We start from the raw sequence: 17,088 nt of genomic DNA, 5'->3' as shown, positions 1-17,088 counted from the left end.
CACAGGGCAGCTCGCGCTCAGCGCGACCTCAGGGCCCACATCGCGACGGCGCTGGCGGCGGCGACGTTCAGCGAGTCGACCCCGCCTGCCATCGGGATGCGCACGGTCACGTCGGCGCCCTCCACGGTGCGACGCGACAGTCCGTCACCCTCGGTGCCGAGCACCAGCGCGACGCGGTCGGGCGGGTCGGACTCGAGCTCGTCGAGCGACACGGAGTCGTCGCTCAAGGCCATGGCGACGATGGTGAGTCCGGCCTCGCGGAGGAGGTCGAGCCCGCCGGGCCACGGGTCGATGCGCGTCCACGGCACCTGGAAGACGGTGCCCATCGACACCCGGATCGAGCGGCGGTAGAGCGGGTCGGCGCAGCTGGGCGTGATGAGGACGGCGTCGACCCCGAGGGCTGCGGCACTGCGGAAGATGGCCCCGACATTGGTGTGGTCGACGACGTCCTCGAGCACGACGACGCGCCGCGCCCCGGACAAGAGCGACTGGACACCGGGGAGCACCGGGCGCTGCATGGCGGCCAGAGCGCCGCGGTGGAGGTGGAAGCCGGTCAGCTGCTCGATCACGTCGTGCTCACCGAAGTAGACCGGGATCCCCTGGCTCTCGGCGTCGACCACGATGTCCGAGAGGTCCTCGAGCCAGCGCCGCGCCATGAGGTAGGACCGTGGTCGGTGCCCGGCGCGGAGCGCCCTGCGGATCACCTTCTGGCTCTCGGCGATGTACAGACCGCGCTCGGGCTCGGTGCGCCGGCGCAGCACGACGTCGGTCAGGGCGACGTAGTCGGCGAGCCGTGGGTCGGCAGGGTCGGTGATCTCGATCGGCACGCCCGTCAGGGTAGTGCCGCCTGACGCGGACGCCCGCACCGGTCACCCCACCCGCCGGACGCTCGTCAGGGGAACCAGACGAGCTTGACCACTGCGACGAGGCCGATCGCGATGATGAGCGCGCGGAGCGCGTTGGGCGGGATCCGCCGGCCGACCCGGGCGCCGATGATGCCGCCCGTGAAGGCACCCACGGCGATGAGCAGGACGACCAGCCAGTCGATGTGCTCGCGGGCGAACACGAGGAACACCGCGGCGGCCACGAAGTTGACGACGAGGGCCAGGACGTTCTTGTAGCCGTTGAGCCGCTGCAACGGCTCCAGGCTGAGGGCGCTGAACAGGCCCATGAGCAGGACGCCCTGAGCCGCACCGAAGTAGCCGCCGTAGACGCCCGCGACGAAGACGCCGACCGCCATGGCCGGAGCGTGCCAGGCGGGTGTCGGGGTGTCCACGCCTTCGGGGTGGGCCCGGGCCTGGATGCGCGGGCCGGCCAGCACGAGCACGAGCGCGATGAGGATGAGGACGGGAACGATCGCGCGGAACGCCGTCGCGGGCAGCACGAGCAGCAGGCCGGCGCCCACCACGGAACCGACGAACGACAGCGGCATGAGCCGGCGCAACGCCGGGGCCTGCCCGCCCAGCTCGTGCCGGTAGCCCCAGGAGCCGGTGACGCCGCCGGCAACCATGCCGATGTTGTTGGAGACGTTGGCGACGAGAGGGTTGACGCCGAAGAACAACAGGGTCGGGAAGGTGATCAGGGTCCCGGAGCCGACGATCGTGTTGATGAGGCCTGCACCGGTGCCGGCGAGCGTGATGGCGACCCCGGACCAGAACGACACCCGGCCACCCTACAGAGGGTGGCCGGGTGCCCGGGTGGTGGTCCGTGGAGCCTGGGACCGAGTCCGGTCAGCGCTGGTCGGGCGCCTCGGGAATGGACCCGGGCAGGTCGTCCGGGCCGGCGATGTCGGCCGGCGGGGCCGCCTGCGGGGCTGCCGGAGGCAGCGCTGCGGGGGCAGGCGGCGCGGCCACGGGCGGCGGCGGGACATCGGCCCCGGCGGGACGCACCGGCGGCTGCTGCCGGACCAGGGGGGYGGCGTGCTCGGTCGACTCTGCGCTGGCGGCGGCCGCCTGGCCGCGGGCCTCCGCGAGGGCCTTGGCGGAGTCCTCGAGGATCGTCTCGGCGAAGGCGTCCTCCTCGGCGTCCGTCGTGGGCACCCACGGCTCGTCGTCTTCCACGGTCCGCGTGTCGGTGCCGCCGAGGGCGTTGCCGATGCCCTTGAGGGCGTCGGTCAGCTCGGAGGGGACGATCCACATCTTGTTGGAGTCGCCGCGCGCGAGCTGCGGGAGCACCTGGAGGTACTGGTAGGCGAGCAGCTTCTGCGTCGGCTTGCCGCGGTGGATGGCCGAGAAGACCTGCTGGATGGCGCGGGCCTGGCCCTGCGCCTCGAGGATCCGGGCCTGGGCGGAACCCTCCGCCCGCAGGATCTGGCTCTGCTTCTCACCCTCGGCGGTCAGGATCGCCGACTGCTTGACGCCCTCGGCTGTGAGGATCGCGGCGCGGCGGTCACGCTCGGCGCGCATCTGCTTCTCCATCGAGTCCTGCACCGAGTGGGGCGGGTCGATGGCTTTGAGCTCGACACGGTTGACGCGGATGCCCCACTTGCCGGTGGCCTCGTCGAGGACGCCACGGAGCTGGCCGTTGATCTGGTCGCGGCTCGTCAGCGTCTGCTCGAGGTCGAGCGAGCCGATGACGTTGCGGAGCGTGGTGACCGTCAGCTGCTCGATGCCCTGGATGAAGTTGGCGATCTCGTAGACGGCCGCCTTCGCGTCGATGACGGAGTAGTAGATGACGGTGTCGATGCTCACGACGAGGTTGTCGGACGTGATGACGGGCTGGGGCGGGAACGAGACGACCTGCTCACGGAGGTCGATGTTGGCCCTGACCTTGTCGACGAACGGCACCAGGAAGTGGATGCCGGCCGTGAGGGTCTTGTTGTAGCTGCCGAGCCGCTCGACGATCTGCGCCGTCTGCTGCGGCACGATGCGCACCGTGCGCAGCACCACGACGATGGCCACGATCACGATGAGGATCGGGATGATGAGTACCGGGTCCACGGACTACTCCCTGTTCTGTGCGCCCCCGAGGACGCGTGTTCTCTGCGTCCGGACCGGGCGGTCCGGACGGTTCGTCGGTCTCACTCGCCGACGAGGCGAGCGCGGCTGACGACGGCAGTGGCGCCGTCGATCGAGTCGACGACCACCTCCTCACCCGGCTCGATGCTGTCGCCGAGGGTGCGGGCCGACCAGGTCTCGCCGGCGAGCTTGACCGTGCCGCCGGCAGGGCTGACGCGGTCGAGGGCGACCGCTGACCGGCCCACGTTGGCAGCCGCACCCATGAGCTGTTGCGGGGTGTTGGCCTGGAAGCGTTTCATCAGCCAGGGACGCACGATGGCGAGCAGGGCGACCGCGACGAGGGCCGCGACCATCGCCTGCACGACGGGCGGTGCTCCGAAGGCGGCAGCGAGCGAGCCCCCCACCGCACCGCCGGCGAGCATCAGGAAGGTGAAGTCGACGGTCACGGCCTCGATGGCGACGAGGACGAGCGCCACCCCCAACCACACCAGCCACACGTAGCCCTCGAACACCGTCCACCCCGTATCGTCGAGCCGGCACCGTGAAGACACCGACGTCTCGTGCGTCACATCTGTGACGTCTCCGATTCTGCCTCAGTTCCCTTCGCGGACCTATGAGTTGCGCTGCAGGCGCAGGTTGCGATCAGGACTCGGCCCGCGCCGACCACCGCTCGCCGTGCTGCTCGAGGACCAGCGGCAGGCCGAAGGTGGCACTGAGGTTCTCGGCGGTCAGCGTGATCGGGATGGGACCGGCGGCGACGACCTTGCCGTCGCGGATCATGAGGACGTCGGTGAACGAGGGCGGGATCTCCTCGACGTGGTGCGTGACGAGGACCATGGCGGGGGCCTCGGTGTCGGCGGCGAGGCCGCCGAGGCGACGCACGAGATCCTCTCGACCGCCGAGGTCGAGGCCGGCGGCAGGCTCGTCGAGCAGCATCAGCTCGGGGTCGGTCATCAGGGCCCGGGCGATCTGCACGCGCTTGCGCTCACCCTCGCTCAAGGTGCCGAAGGCACGGTCGGCGAGGTGGTCGGCGCCGAGGGCCTTGAGCAGCTCCATCGCCCGGACGTAGTCCATGTGGTCGTAGGTCTCTCGCCAGCGACCGATGATGCCGTAGGAGGCGGTGACGACGACGTTGCCGACCAGCTCGGACGGCGGGATGCGTTCGGCCATGGCCGAGCTGGCGAGCCCCACGCGCGGCCGCAGCTCGAAGACGTCGACGGCGCCGAGGACCTCGCCGAGGATGCCGGCGACACCCGAGGTCGGGTGCATGCGCGCAGCGGCGATCTGGAGCAGCGTCGYCTTGCCGGCACCGTTGGCGCCCAGGACGACCCAGCGCTCGCCCTCCTCCACCTCCCAGGTGACGTCGTCGAGCAGCGTCGTCGCACCGCGGCGAACGGTGACTCCGGCGAAGGCGAGGACGTCACTCATGGGTCCGACCCTATGACACGGTCACCGGGCCCCGGCGCAGCGCACCCCTACGATGACGACGTGCCCGAGCTGCCCGCCTCCGTCCGCCTCGCCCTGTGGGTCACGGCGTCCTGGCACGGCGGGCCCGGAACGTCGGCGGCACTCGCACGGGCCTTTCCGGACCTCGACCACGTGGCCGGAGACCTGGCCCGGCTCGACGTCTGGCGCGACCTCGGCGAGCAGGCGCTCTTCGTCGCTCTCCCCCGCCCCGGCGACCTCAGCCGTATGCCGCGCGGCTCGGTCGCAGCCACGGCCCACGCCGCCGACGCCGGAGAATGCGTCTTCGTCGCCGGCATCGGCGGCGTCCTGGTGCCGACGCTGTCGGAGTTCGGACCCGAGGGCGATGTCGGTGTGCGCGCCGACTGGACCGCGTACGAAGCCGATCCGGTGCCCCGGCACCGCATGGAGATGCTCGACCTGCGCGAGATCGAGCGAGACCTGATGGGAAGGCTGCGCGAGCACACCGCACGCTTCGAGGTGGTCGGTGGCCACCCGTGGGGAGACGAGGCCCGCGCCGAGGCGCAGTCCGAGCTCGACACCGCCCTCTGGGGCATCCCACCGGCGACGTCGGGAAGGGCGCTGCGCATCATGGCCCTGGCCGCGAACCTGTCGCGCCTGGCACACCGCACGGCTGGTCTCACCTCGCTCGGCTCGAGCGGTCTCGACGCCGGGACCGCCACGGACCGCGGACTGCTGCTGCGCAACCTCGCGGCCGACGCCGACACCGCGCTCGCCGACGCGACGAACGTCGCCGTCATGTCGATCGCCGGCTGGCGACCCGCCTAGCCAGGGGACGGCGAGCCCAGCCCGCCGGGAGTGCCGCTGCTCTAGGCGGACTGTTCCTCGTCCGGTGCCGAGGAGCCGAGCCGGGCCGCCACGGCTCGTGCGTAGGCGCGCTCGGCGTCGATGTCGACGTGGCGCTCGAGGTCGTCGCCCTCCCCACGGATAGTGACGGCATACCCACCCTCGAGCCGCTCGAGCGACAAGAACGCGTCGCCGAGGAGGTCACGCAGCTGGTCCTCGCGAGGCAGCCAGACGACCTTGTCCTGCTCGACGCTGTCGAGGGCCCACTCGGTCGTGCCGTTGAAGCCGATGACGTCGCCCGTCGTGAAGTGGTGGACGTCGACGGTGATCTCGCTGATGACGAAGACGTCCTCCTCCATGCCGTTGACGGGGACGACGAAGCGGTCTCCGGAGCTGGGCTGCCACACGAGTCCGGCCTCGGTGAGCCGGCGGGCGAGGTCGATGGTCAGCATGCTCCATCGTCACATCCGACCGCCCCCTCGCCAAGGAACCCTAGATTTGGTCCCGTGACCGAGCAGAGCGCGCAGACCGAGCAGACCGACGCGACCGAGCAGGACGGGCGCCCCCGGCTGACGCCCCTCGACGAGGCGACCTTCGACACGGTGCTCTGCGTGGTCGCGCACCCGGACGACCTCGAGTACGGAACGGCCGCTGCGGTCGACAAGTGGGTGCGGTCCGGTAAGACGGTGACCTACCTGCTCGTCACCCGGGGCGAGGCCGGCATCGACACCATGGCGCCGGCCGAGGCCGGGCCGCTGCGAGAGGCTGAGGAGCGCGACGGCGCGGCCCGGGTCGGCGTCGAGGTGGTGGAGTTCCTCGACGGGTTCGCCGACGGGGTCGTCGAGTACGGCCTGCCCCTGCGCCGTGCGATCGCGCGGGAGATGCGGATCCGGCGCCCCGACCTCGTGGTGACCACGACCTATGCCGACCACTTCCCCGGCGGCTTCGTCAACCAGGCCGACCACCGAGCCGTCGGCCTCGCCACGCTCGACGCGAAGGCCGACGCCGGCAACCGGTGGATCTTTCCCGACCTCGTCGACGAGGGACACGAGCCGTGGCAGGTGAGGCAGCTGCTCATCACCGTGGACCCGGAGCCGACGCACTTCGTCGACACGTCCGGGCACTTCGACGCGGCCGTCGCCTCGCTCGAAGCGCACCACGCCTACCTGGCGGCGCTCGGGCCGGACTACCCGAAGCCCGCAGACCTGCTCCGACAGATCCTCGGCAGCCCCGCGGAGGCCACGGGTGCCGCGTACTCCCTGACCGGACGCCTCATCGGGTGACGAGCGTCTCGACCAGAGGTCTCAGCGAGCGCGCACGGTCGGCCTGCCAGGCGCGCAACGTCGGAGCCGTCGGCACGGGCTCGCGCAGCGAGTTGTGCCGGAACATCCCCGTCATCGCCACGACGAATCTCTTTGCCTCGAAAGGCAGTCCAGCAAGCATTCCCGTGGCGGCACGGAGGGCGACAGCGTCTCCGCCGACGTGACCACAGGCCACCACGTCGGCGGCGAGGCACGCGGCGTCGAGCCAGCGCGCCCCCGACGCCGCGTGCGCCCAGTCGACGAGCCACACCTCGTCGCCGTGCTCGACGACGTTGTCGCAGCGCACGTCGAGGTGCACCGCGTGGGGACCAGCCGTCCAGGTGCGCCAGCCGCGGCTCATGGCCACGAGGGTGTCGATGCGATCGCGCTCCCACGCATCGAGCACGTCACTGACATCGGGTCGCTCGGCGAGCAGTGCCCAACCATCCAGGGCGGGCAGCCGATCGACCGCCGGGGCGAGACCTCCGACGTCGGAGTGGGCGGCGAGGAGGGCGACCGCATCGGTGGTCGCGGCGACGTGCTGCGAGCGCCACGGGGGACCCACCGCCGAGCCGGACGCCGCATCGGTCACGATCGCGAGCCAGTCGTCGAGGTCCACGTGGGTGACGAGGCGGGCGTGCGGCACGTCCTCGGGGATGCGTGACAGCACCTCGACCTCGCGTGCGTACAGCGCGTGCGCCTTCGCACTCTGTTGCGCTGCAACGGCCTTCGCGAACACCTGGCGGCCGTCGCGCAGGGTGAGAACGGCCGCGGGCCCGGGGGACATGCCGCCGTGGACGGCCTCGACGCCGACGATCGGCGCGGCCAGCGACCGTTCAACGGCCCGGACCAGCGGTCTCGGGGCGTCAGCCCATTCCGTGCGCGCGGTGAAGCCTGCCGGCATCAGCCGCCGAGGACTGCCCGGTAGACCTCGAGCGTGCGGTCGCCGATCGAGGCCCACGAGAAGGAGTCGACCGCCCTGGCGCGGCCGGCCTGCCCGAAGCGGCGGGCGCGCTCGACGTCGGAGACGGCGTCGGTGAGGGCCGCGGCGAGGTCGGCGACGAACCGGTCGGGGTCGACCGGCGTGCCGGTGCCGTCCTGGACCTGGTCGATCGGCACGAGCCACCCGGTCGCGCCGTCGACGACGACCTCGGGGATGCCTCCCGTCGCGGTGGCGACGACAGCCAGCTCGCACGCCATGGCCTCGAGGTTGACGATGCCGAGCGGCTCGTAGACGGACGGGCAGGCGAAGACCGTGCCGTGGCTCAGCAGGGCGACGACCTCGTTGCGCGGCAGCATGTCGGGGATCCAGACGACGCCCTCACGCTGTGCCCGCAGCTCGTTCATCAGACCCTCGACCTCGGCCAGGATCTCGGGGGTGTCCGGGGCGCCCGCGCAAAGCACGAGCTGGACGTCGGGCGGCAGCTGGGCGCAGGCTCGCAGCAGGTAGGGCAGCCCCTTCTGGCGGGTGATGCGCCCGACGAAGACGACGGAACGCTTCTCGGGGTCGACCCCGTGCCTGCGGACGATGTCGGTGGCCTGGGGCGACCGGTCGGCCTGCCACAGCTGGGCGTCGATCCCGTTGTGCACCACGTGGACTCGTGACGGCTCGAGCGACGGGTAGCTCCTCAGGATGTCCTCGCGCATGCCCGCACTCACCGCCACGACACCGGCCGCAGACTCGTAGGCCGTGCGCTCGGCCCACGACGACACGCGGTAGCCGCCGCCCAGCTGCTCGGCCTTCCAGGGTCGCATCGGCTCGAGCGAGTGCGCGGTCACCACGTGCGGCATACCTCCGAGGAGGGAGGCGAGGTGGCCGGCCATGTTGGCGTACCAGGTGTGGGAGTGGACGAGGTCGGCGCCGACGCAGTCGCCGGCCATCGCGACGTCGACACCGAGGGTCTGCATGGCTGCGTTGCTGCTGGCCAGCTCGGACAGGTCGGCGTATGCCGTCGTGCCGGCCTCGTCGCGCGGCGCGCCGAAGCAGCGCACCCGGACGTCGATGTCGCCACGGCCGCGCAGGGCCCGGACGAGCTCGGCCACGTGGACACCGGCGCCTCCGTAGATGGCGGGCGGGTACTCCTTGCTGAGGATGTCGACGCGCACCCCTCGACCCTAGTGCCGTCGCAATCCCAGGGAGCGAAAAGCTCTGGCGATCTTGCGTGCTGAACCTGTCCGGCGGCGAGAGGCTGCCCTAGGGTGGCGGACATGGCCCGACGAAGCCCTGCCGCTGGTCCGAAGGTTCTTGCGATCGTGCTCGCCGGCGGTGAAGGCAAGCGGTTGATGCCGCTCACCGCCGACCGGGCCAAACCGGCGGTCCCGTTCGCCGGCATCTACCGCCTGATCGACCTCGCCCTGTCCAACGTCGTCAACTCCGGCTACCTGCAGGTCGTCGTGCTGACGCAGTACAAGTCGCACAGCCTCGACGCGCACGTGACCAAGACCTGGCGCATGTCGACGCTCCTGGGCAACTACGTGACGACCGTCCCGGCCCAGCAGCGCGTCGACAAGAACTGGTATCTCGGCAGCGCCGACGCCATCTACCAGAGCCTCAACCTCATGCACGACGAGCGGCCCGACATCGTCGTCGTCGTGGGCGCCGACCATGTCTACCGCATGGACTTCAGCGCGATGGTCGAGCAGCACATCGAGTCCGGTGCCGCGTGCACGGTCGCCGCCATCCGCCAGCCGATCTCGCTCGCGAACCAGTTCGGCGTCATCGAGGTCGACGACGCCGACCCGTCAAAGATCGCGGCCTTCCTCGAGAAGCCCAGCGACCCGAAGGGGCTGCCGGACAACCCCGACGAGGTGCTGGCGTCGATGGGCAACTACGTCTTCACGGCCGACGCGCTCGAAGAGGCCGTGACCATCGACCACGACAACTCCGAGAGCAGCAACGACATGGGCGGCGACATCGTGCCCTACTTCGTCGGGCGCGGAGAGGCCGGCGTCTACGACTTCAAGGACAACGAGGTGCCCGGGGCGACCGACCGCGACCGCGGCTACTGGCGTGACGTCGGCACCATCGAGTCCTACTACGACGCCCACATGGACCTCATCTCGATCCACCCGGTGTTCAACCTCTACAACTACGAGTGGCCGATCTACACCCAGCACAGCCCCTACCCGCCCGCGAAGTTCGTGCACGGCAGCGGTGACCGCATCGGCGAGGCGCTCAACTCCGCGGTCTCTCCCGGCGTCGTCGTCTCCGGCGCACACATCTACGCATCCGTGCTCTCGCCGCTCGTGCACGTGCACTCGTACGCGAGCATCCAGGGGTCCGTGCTGCTCGACGGCGTCCAGGTGCAGCGCCACGCGCAGATCCGCCGCGCGATCATCGACAAGAACGTCATCATCCCCGAGGGCTGCCAGATCGGGATCGACCACGAGTACGACAAGGCGCGGGGCTTCCACGTCACCGAGACGGGCATCGTCGTCGTCGGCAAGGGCCAGGTCGTCACCCGGTGAGCCGCGACACCCCCGAGGCTCAGGCAGCGCCGGCGAGCTCAGCCGACGCACGCCCCGCGCGCGTCGGCATCCAGATCCCGCCGCAGCATGCGACGTGGGCGCAGATACGCCGCACGGCCGCGACGCTCGAGGAGATGGGCGTCGACGTCCTGCTCAACTGGGACCACTTCTTCCCGCTCAGCGGCGACCCGGGAGGCCTGCACTTCGAGTGCTGGACGATGCTCGGGGCGTGGGCCGAGTCGACCGAGAGCGTCGAGATCGGCGCCCTCGTGACGTGCAACAGCTACCGCAACCCGAGCCTGCTCGCCGACATGGCGCGCACGGTCGACCACATGAGCGAGGGACGGCTGATCCTCGGCATCGGCTCGGGCTGGAAGCAGCTCGACTACGACCAGTACGGCTACGAGTTCGGCACGGCGGGTGGGCGGCTCGACAACCTGGCCCGTGACCTGCCGATCATCCGCGACCGCTGGGCGCGGCTCAACCCGCCTCCCACGCGCGACATCCCCATCCTCATCGGCGGAGGTGGCGAGAAGAAGACGCTGCGCATCGTCGCCGAGCACGCCTCGATCTGGCACGGCTTCGGGGGGCCCGACGAGATCGCCCACAAGCACCGGGTCCTCGACATGTGGTGCGCGCGTCGCGGCCGCGATCCGCTCGAGATCGAACGGTCGGCCGGGGTCGCCTTCGTGCCGGGACGCAACCCCGACCAGTCCGGCGACTACGCCGGCAACGCGCAGCAGCTGCACGACGTCGGCACCCGGCTCTTCACGGCGAGCGTCGCGGCCGCGCACCCCGACCTGGCGCGCGTGCGCGACCTGCTCCAGTGGCGCGATGAGGTCAACGCCACACGGTGGACGTCGACCGCCGGGACTGCCTGAGGGTACGGACCGGGCATGTTGACCGCGACCTTCTGGGGCCTCGTGGGCGGGGCCGCCCTGCTCGTCGGGGCCCTGCTCGGCCTGTACGCGCACGCCTCCAACCGTGTCATCGGCATCGTGATGGCGTTCGGCTCCGGTGTGCTCATCAGCGCCGTCGCCTTCGAGCTGACCGAGGAGGCGTTCCGCTCGGGTGGCACGCTGCCCGTCGTGCTCGGCCTCGTCGGCGGGTCGCTCGTCTTCTTCGTCGGCGACTGGCTCATCGACCGGCGCGGTGGGCACCGGCGCAAGAGTCCGACGGGCACGCCGCAGCAGGGCGCAGGCGCGATGGCGCTCGTCCTCGGGGCGCTGCTCGACGGCATACCGGAGTCGGCAGCCATCGGCGTCAGCATCCTCAGCGGCGGTGAGGTCGGCATCGCCATGGTGGCAGCGGTCTTCCTCTCCAACGTGCCCGAGTCGATGTCGGCGAGCGTGGGGCTCAAGCGCGCCGGCCGCTCGACCGGCCAGGTGCTGGGGCTGTGGCTCACGGTGACGGTCGCCTCGGGACTGGCGGCGGGGGCCGGCTACGTGCTGCTGCGGGACGCCTCGCCGGCGGTGGTGGCAGGGATCCAGACCTTCGCCGCCGGGGCGATCATCACGATGCTGGCCGACACGATGATCCCCGAGGCGACCGAGCACGCCGGACGGCTCGTGGGACTCGTCACGATGATCGGCTTCGCCCTCGCCTTCCTGCTCAGCGCTCTCGGCTGAGACGGCGCTCACCACCGCCGAGCCGCCGTATGCCGGATGGCGGGGTAGCGCTCGACCGCGCCGTCACTACGCTGACGCGGGTGACCGACGCGAGCCGCACCGACGGCACCACCGGACCAGACATCCACACCCTCAGCGTCACGGTGACCGGAGAGGACCGCCCTGGTGTCACCGGCACCCTGCTCGGCGCGCTGTCCGGCGTGGACGCCGAGGTGCTCGACATCCAGCAGGTCGTGGTCCACGGCCACCTCACCCTGACGGTGCTGCTGCGCCCCGGAACCCACGTCGACCAGCTCCGCGACGCCGCGGCGGTGGCCGCGCACCGCCTGGGGCTCACGCTCACCGTCGTCGAGGGCACCGGCGACAACGCCCGCCCCCGCCAGGGCCGGGCAGCGGTCGTCGTGCTCGGCGCACCGTTGAGCGCTGATGCCGTGTCACTCGTCACGACCCAGATCGCCGACCACGGCGCCAACATCGATCGCATCCGCCGGCTCTCGCGCTACCCCGTCACGACGGTCGAGTTCGACGTCTCGGGGGCCGACGTGCCGTCGCTACGCCGGGACATGGCCATGGTCGCCGCATCCGAGGCCATCGACATCGCCGTGGCCCCGGGTGGCCTGGCCCGGCGGGGGCGGCGCCTGGTCGTGCTCGACGTCGACTCGACCTTGATCCGGCAGGAGGTCATCGAGCTGCTCGCCGCCCACTGCGGACGCGAGGCCGAGGTCGCGGAGGTCACCGCCCGTGCCATGGCCGGCGAGCTCGACTTCGAGGAGTCACTGCGCGCACGCGTCGCGACCCTCGCCGGCCTGCCCGCGAGCGTCCTCGACGAGGTCCGTGCCACGGTGCAGTTGACCCCGGGCGCGCGCACCCTCGTGCGCACGCTCAAGCGGCTCGGCTTCACGGTCGGCCTCGTCAGCGGTGGCTTCATCGAGATCGTCGGCGACCTCGCGGCCGAGCTAGGCATCGACCACGCCCGAGCCAACCAGCTCGAGATCGAGGACGGCCGCCTCACCGGTCGGGTCCTCGGCGAGGTCGTCGACCGCGCCGGCAAGGCACGCGCCCTGCACGAGTTCGCCGAGCAGGAGGGCCTTCCCCTCAGTCGCACGGTCGCCATCGGCGACGGTGCGAACGACCTCGACATGCTCGACGCGGCCGGCCTCGGAGTCGCTTTCAACGCCAAGCCGATCGTGCAGGAGCAGGCCCAGACCTCGGTCAACGTGCCCTATCTCGACTCGGTGCTCTACCTGCTCGGCATCTCCCGCGAGGAGATCGAGGAGGCCGACATCGACGACGGCACGCCGACCCAGGCTCCGCCGGTCCCCCACGCCGGTCACTAGGCTGGCGCGATGCAGCCCGCGCCCTCCTCGTCAGCAGTCCCGCACCCTGACGGCATCCGGCGCACGCTGCTCGTCATCGGTGGCGCCGAGGACCGCATCGGTCGGTCCGTCGTGCTCAAGCGCTTCGTCAAGCTCGCCGGCGGTCGTCGCTCGCACATCGTCGTGATCCCCACGGCGTCCTCGTTCGCCGACGAGGTGTCCGAGGCCTACCGCGACGTCTTCACCCGGCTGCGCGGCGGCGACGTCTCGGTGGTCAACCCCGCGACGCGTCGCGACTCCAGCGACCCCGCGATGGTCGAGGCCCTCGACACCGCCACCGGGGTGTTCCTCACCGGTGGCAGCCAGGTCAAGCTCTCCCAGAACATCGTCGGCACCCCCGTCGGCGACGCCATCGTGCGCGCGTACGAACGCGGCGCCGTCGTCGCCGGCACCTCGGCGGGTGCGTCGATCATGAGCCGCTACATGATCTCGCTCGGCGAGGAGGGGCTCACGCCACGCCAGCGCGCCAGCCAGATCTCGGCCGGCCTCGGTCTGGTCGAGGACGTCATCATCGACCAGCACTTCGACCAGCGCGGCCGCTACGGCCGGCTCATGTCGATGGTCGCTGCCTCTCCGAACCTGCTCGGTATGGGCATCGACGAGAACACGGCCGCCGAGATTCGCGACGGCAGGGTGATGTCGGTCATCGGGGCCGGGTCGATCTTCGTCGTCAACGCCCGCAACGCCATCACCGACGCCCCCGATGCCAGGCGCGGTGCACCGTTGCTCGTCTCGGGCGCGGTCGTGCACTCGCTGCCCACGGGCAGTACGTTCGACCTGGGCCACGTCGAGCTCACCGCGTTCGTCGAACGTCACCCCGACATCGAGAGCGCGGTCGTCCCGGCGAAGGTCCGGGCGGCGCGCTCGTCGACGAGCAGCGCCGCTCACTAGTCCAGCCAGTCCCGCCCGTCCCTGAGAGTACGGTCGTGCGCGAAGTGCCCTGCGGCATACGGCACGACCACGTAGGAGGAGATCCATGGCCGTCGAGGTCCCCACCCCCACAGGCCCGGCCCGACCGGACCTGAAGATCCTCGAGACCCGGATCTACCGCGGCCCCAACGTCTGGTCCTACCAGCAGGCCATCCACCTCGTCGTCGACCTCGGCAGCCTCGAGGAGTACCCCACGGTCTCGCTCGACGGCTTCACCGACCAGCTCATCGAGCTGGTGCCAGGTCTCGAGCGCCACACCTGCTCGCTCGGCCGCCGCGGCGGCTTCATCGAGCGACTGCGCGAGGGCACCTGGCTCGGCCACGTCGCCGAGCACGTCGCCCTGCAGCTGCAGACCCTCGCCGGCCACGACTCGCGGCGGGGCAAGACGCGCGCGGTCAAGGGCCAGCCCGGGCACTACAACGTGGTCTACAGCTACATCGACGAGACGGTCGGTGTCGCCGCCGGCAAGCTCGCGGTGCGTCTCATCAACCACCTCGTCGACAACGAGGACGGCTTCGACTTCGAGGCCGAGTTCGACGCGTTCCTCAAGCAGGCCGAACGGGTCGCCTTCGGGCCGTCGACAGCCGCCATCCTCGAAGAGGCGGCCTCGCGCGACATCCCGTTCATCCGCCTCAACTCCGGGTCGCTCGTCCAGCTCGGCCAGGGCGTCCACGCCCAGCGCATCCGCGCCACGATGACCTCCAAGACCGGGGCCCTCGCCGTCGACATCGCCGGCGACAAGGACCTCACGACGCGCCTGCTCGGCTCGGCAGGACTGCCGGTGCCCAAGCAGGAGGCCGTACGCACCCTGCGCGGCACGCTCGACGCGGCGCGGCGCATCGGCTTCCCTGTCGTGGTCAAGCCGCTCGACGGCAACCACGGACGCGGCGTGTGCCTCAACCTCCAGAGCGACGAGGAGGTCGAGAAGGCGTACGACATCGCGAAGGCCGAGTCGCGGCGCGGCACCATCATCGTCGAGTCGTTCGTCACCGGCCGTGACTACCGCTGCCTCATCGTCGGTGGGCGCATGCAGGCCATCGCCGAGCGAGTGCCGGCACACGTCGTCGGCGACGGCACGCACACCGTCGGCGAGCTCGTCGACATCACGAACTCCGACCCCCGACGCGGCGTGGGCCACGAGAAGGTCCTGACCAAGATCAAGGTCGACGCCAACGCGCTCGAGATCCTGGCCGGCCAGGGGCACACGCTCGAGTCGGTGCCGCCCGAGGGCGACATGGTCAAGCTCGCGCTGACGGGCAACATGTCGACCGGCGGCATCTCCATCGACCGGACCTTCGACGCGCACCCCGACAACGTCGAGATCGCCGAGGAGGCCGCTCGCATCGTCGGCCTCGACGTCGCAGGCATCGACTTCATCTGCCCCGACATCACCTACCCCGTGCGCGAGACCGGAGGAGCGATCTGCGAGGTCAACGCGGCGCCCGGGTTCCGCATGCACACCCACCCCACCGTCGGCGAGCCGCAGTTCATCGCCAAGCCCGTCGTCGACCTGCTCTTCCCGCCGGGTGCCCAGTCGCGCGTGCCGATCGTCGCCGTCACCGGCACGAACGGCAAGACGACCACCTCGCGCATGATCGCCCACATCTTCAAGGGCCTCGGCCGCAAGGTGGGCATGACCTCGACCGACGGCGTCGTCATCGACGAGCGCCTCGTCATCAAGGCCGACGCATCGGGGCCACGGTCGGCTCGGATGGTCCTGCAGAACCCCCGCGTCGACTTCGCCGTCATGGAGGTTGCCCGCGGTGGCATCCTGCGCGAAGGACTCGGCTACGACCGCAACGACATCGCCGTCGTCACCAACATCGCGCCGGACCACTTGGGAATGAAGGGAATCGACACCCTTCGCCAGCTGGCCGACGTCAAGGCCGTCATCGTCGAGGCCGTGCCGCGTGATGGTTTCGCGGTGCTCAACGCCGACGACCCGCACGTGCGCAACATGCGCCGCCGGTGCTCCGGCGGCATCGTCTGGTTCACGATGTCCGAGCCGGGCAGCGAGGTGCGCGAGTTCGTCGACGACTACTGCCGCCGTGGCGGGCGGGCCATCGTGCTCGAGCCGAGCGAGCGGGGCGAGATGATCGTCATCAAGCACGGCCGCCGCAGCATGCAGCTCGCGTGGACCCACCTGCTGCCGTCGACGTTCGGAGGTGCGGCCCGCTTCAATGTGGCCAACGCCCTCGCGGCGGCCGGTGCCGCCTTCGCCGCCGGTGCGCCCCTGCACGACATCCGTCAGGGCCTGCGCACGTTCGCCACGACGTACTACCTCTCCCCCGGTCGCCTGAACCTCGTCCAGGTGGGCAACGCCGACGTGTTCGTCGACTACTGCCACAATGCGGCCGGCATGAAGGAGCTCGGTGCCTTCGTCGACCGCTACGCCGAGCAGAAGCAGGGACAGGCCGACCTCGGACGCACGTCACGCATCGGCATGATCGGTGCGGCCGGCGACCGTCGTGACGACGACATCCGCGAGCTCGGAGCCGTCGCCGCCCAGCACTTCGACGTCATCGTCGTGCGTGAGGACGCGCGGCTGCGAGGTCGCAAGCCCGGAGTGTGCGCGGAGCTCGTGGCGGAGGGCGCCCGCCAGGCCATGGCCGAGGGTGCCCGCTGCCGCCAGGTCGAGATCGTGCTGGACGAGCTGGAGGCGACGCGGCACGTGCTGGCGCGCACCAACCCCGGTGACCTCGTCGTCATGTGCGTCGACCAGCACTCGATGGTCGTCGCAGAGCTCGAGGAGCGCACGAAGCACGCTCAGGCCGGTGCCCGCATCGGCACCCCGGCAGCCGCGACGAGTGACCCCGACCTCGACCCGAGCACGCTCACCGAGACGGCCGAGGCGGAGGGCGACGAGGCCGAGGGCGAGGCGCTCGGTGCCGTCCCGGCCGAGGCCCAGCCCGAGATGGCCGACGACACCGCCATCTGAGCCCCATCCGCAGCGCAGGAAACTGAGCACTCGACCCAAGGACCGGTCGAGTGCTCATTTCCAGACGCTTGGTTCATGGGGTGGGTGCAACACCCTGACCTGAGGTGGGGTTGCGGTGAGGGTTGGCAGCAGAGGCAGTTCAGGGTTGAGCGTGGCGACACGCTCGCTGTTCTGGGCGGGTGTGCGCGCGGGTTTGACCACGGGTGAGGCGGCCGAGCG

16 protein-coding genes are annotated in these 17,088 nt (G+C 70.9%); 8 read left to right on the top strand and 8 right to left on the bottom strand.

Going from position 1 to position 17,088, the window contains the following annotated elements; all coding sequences use genetic code 11:
- Positions 1–17: 17 nt before the first annotated feature.
- The 5 genes from AC1DE0_RS18330 to AC1DE0_RS18310 form a co-directional block, all read right to left on the bottom strand.
- A complete protein-coding gene (locus tag AC1DE0_RS18330) occupies positions 18–827 on the bottom strand; it encodes a TrmH family RNA methyltransferase (protein WP_478103627.1) in 810 nt (269 codons plus the stop codon).
- Positions 828–892: 65 nt separating this feature from the next.
- On the bottom strand, positions 893–1,663 hold the full coding sequence (locus AC1DE0_RS18325) for a sulfite exporter TauE/SafE family protein (RefSeq protein ID WP_478103622.1): 771 nt from the start codon (positions 1,661–1,663) through the stop codon (positions 893–895).
- 67 nt (positions 1,664–1,730) lie between these two features.
- On the bottom strand, positions 1,731–2,939 hold the full coding sequence (locus AC1DE0_RS18320; RefSeq protein WP_478103618.1) for an SPFH domain-containing protein: 1,209 nt from the start codon (positions 2,937–2,939) through the stop codon (positions 1,731–1,733).
- 80 nt (positions 2,940–3,019) lie between these two features.
- Positions 3,020–3,469 carry an NfeD family protein gene (locus tag AC1DE0_RS18315; RefSeq protein WP_478103614.1) on the bottom strand — a complete coding sequence of 150 codons (450 nt, stop codon included), beginning with the start codon at positions 3,467–3,469 and terminating at the stop codon, positions 3,020–3,022.
- 130 nt (positions 3,470–3,599) lie between these two features.
- Positions 3,600–4,385: an ABC transporter ATP-binding protein gene (locus tag AC1DE0_RS18310; RefSeq protein ID WP_478103609.1), complete on the bottom strand. Its 786-nt coding sequence runs from the start codon at positions 4,383–4,385 to the stop codon at positions 3,600–3,602.
- A gap of 60 nt (positions 4,386–4,445) precedes the next feature.
- On the opposite strand from AC1DE0_RS18310, the gene AC1DE0_RS18305 reads away from it, so the two are divergent.
- The gene (locus AC1DE0_RS18305; protein WP_478103605.1) at positions 4,446–5,210 is read left to right on the top strand and encodes a hypothetical protein; all 765 of its coding nucleotides are present in this window, start codon (positions 4,446–4,448) and stop codon (positions 5,208–5,210) included.
- Positions 5,211–5,251: 41 nt separating this feature from the next.
- Here the strand turns inward: AC1DE0_RS18305 and AC1DE0_RS18300 are convergent, their stop codons facing one another.
- Positions 5,252–5,680 carry a pilus assembly protein CpaE gene (locus AC1DE0_RS18300; protein WP_478103601.1) on the bottom strand — a complete coding sequence of 143 codons (429 nt, stop codon included), beginning with the start codon at positions 5,678–5,680 and terminating at the stop codon, positions 5,252–5,254.
- A gap of 54 nt (positions 5,681–5,734) precedes the next feature.
- On the opposite strand from AC1DE0_RS18300, the gene AC1DE0_RS18295 reads away from it, so the two are divergent.
- The gene (locus AC1DE0_RS18295) at positions 5,735–6,511 is read left to right on the top strand and encodes a PIG-L deacetylase family protein (RefSeq protein ID WP_478103597.1); all 777 of its coding nucleotides are present in this window, start codon (positions 5,735–5,737) and stop codon (positions 6,509–6,511) included.
- Here the strand turns inward: AC1DE0_RS18295 and AC1DE0_RS18290 are convergent.
- Complete coding sequence (locus AC1DE0_RS18290; protein WP_478103593.1) at positions 6,501–7,433, bottom strand: phosphotransferase family protein; 933 nt, start codon at positions 7,431–7,433, stop codon at positions 6,501–6,503. The two genes, AC1DE0_RS18295 and AC1DE0_RS18290, sit on opposite strands and share 11 nt — an antisense overlap.
- The gene (gene glgA / locus AC1DE0_RS18285) at positions 7,433–8,635 is read right to left on the bottom strand and encodes a glycogen synthase (protein WP_478103589.1); all 1,203 of its coding nucleotides are present in this window, start codon (positions 8,633–8,635) and stop codon (positions 7,433–7,435) included. The genes AC1DE0_RS18290 and glgA overlap by 1 nt, the downstream gene beginning before the upstream one ends.
- Positions 8,636–8,737: 102 nt before the next feature.
- Here glgA and glgC point away from each other — a divergent pair, with 102 nt between their 5' ends.
- The 6 genes from glgC (at position 8,738) to cphA (ending at position 16,869) form a co-directional block, all read left to right on the top strand.
- On the top strand, positions 8,738–9,997 hold the full coding sequence (glgC, locus tag AC1DE0_RS18280) for a glucose-1-phosphate adenylyltransferase (RefSeq protein WP_478103585.1): 1,260 nt from the start codon (positions 8,738–8,740) through the stop codon (positions 9,995–9,997).
- Complete coding sequence (locus AC1DE0_RS18275; protein ID WP_478103581.1) at positions 9,994–10,878, top strand: LLM class F420-dependent oxidoreductase; 885 nt, start codon at positions 9,994–9,996, stop codon at positions 10,876–10,878. The genes glgC and AC1DE0_RS18275 overlap by 4 nt, the downstream gene beginning before the upstream one ends.
- 15 nt (positions 10,879–10,893) lie before the next feature.
- The gene (locus AC1DE0_RS18270) at positions 10,894–11,625 is read left to right on the top strand and encodes a ZIP family metal transporter (protein WP_478103577.1); all 732 of its coding nucleotides are present in this window, start codon (positions 10,894–10,896) and stop codon (positions 11,623–11,625) included.
- A gap of 80 nt (positions 11,626–11,705) precedes the next feature.
- Positions 11,706–12,962 (top strand): phosphoserine phosphatase SerB, encoded by a 1,257-nt coding sequence (gene serB, locus AC1DE0_RS18265; RefSeq protein ID WP_478103573.1) that lies wholly within the window; start codon positions 11,706–11,708, stop codon positions 12,960–12,962.
- Between the two features lie 9 nt (positions 12,963–12,971).
- Positions 12,972–13,892: a cyanophycinase gene (locus AC1DE0_RS18260; protein ID WP_478103568.1), complete on the top strand. Its 921-nt coding sequence runs from the start codon at positions 12,972–12,974 to the stop codon at positions 13,890–13,892.
- A gap of 85 nt (positions 13,893–13,977) precedes the next feature.
- The gene (gene cphA, locus AC1DE0_RS18255; protein ID WP_478103565.1) at positions 13,978–16,869 is read left to right on the top strand and encodes a cyanophycin synthetase; all 2,892 of its coding nucleotides are present in this window, start codon (positions 13,978–13,980) and stop codon (positions 16,867–16,869) included.
- Positions 16,870–17,088 lie beyond the last annotated feature (219 nt).

It is taken from the genome of Terrabacter sp. 05T424, assembly GCF_056396225.1.
This window is presented reverse-complemented; position numbering and strand designations above follow the sequence as displayed.

Excerpts from the sequence above, each read along its gene's own strand:
- glgC (WP_478103585.1), top strand. The coding sequence starts at position 8,738 with ATGGCCCGACGAAGCCCTGCCGCTGGTCCGAAGGTTCTTGCGATCGTG.
- AC1DE0_RS18260 (WP_478103568.1), top strand. The coding sequence starts at position 12,972 with ATGCAGCCCGCGCCCTCCTCGTCAGCAGTCCCGCACCCTGACGGCATC.
- AC1DE0_RS18300 (WP_478103601.1), bottom strand. The coding sequence starts at position 5,680 with ATGCTGACCATCGACCTCGCCCGCCGGCTCACCGAGGCCGGACTCGTG.
- AC1DE0_RS18290 (WP_478103593.1), bottom strand. The coding sequence starts at position 7,433 with ATGCCGGCAGGCTTCACCGCGCGCACGGAATGGGCTGACGCCCCGAGA.
- cphA (WP_478103565.1), top strand. The coding sequence starts at position 13,978 with ATGGCCGTCGAGGTCCCCACCCCCACAGGCCCGGCCCGACCGGACCTG.
- AC1DE0_RS18270 (WP_478103577.1), top strand. The coding sequence starts at position 10,894 with ATGTTGACCGCGACCTTCTGGGGCCTCGTGGGCGGGGCCGCCCTGCTC.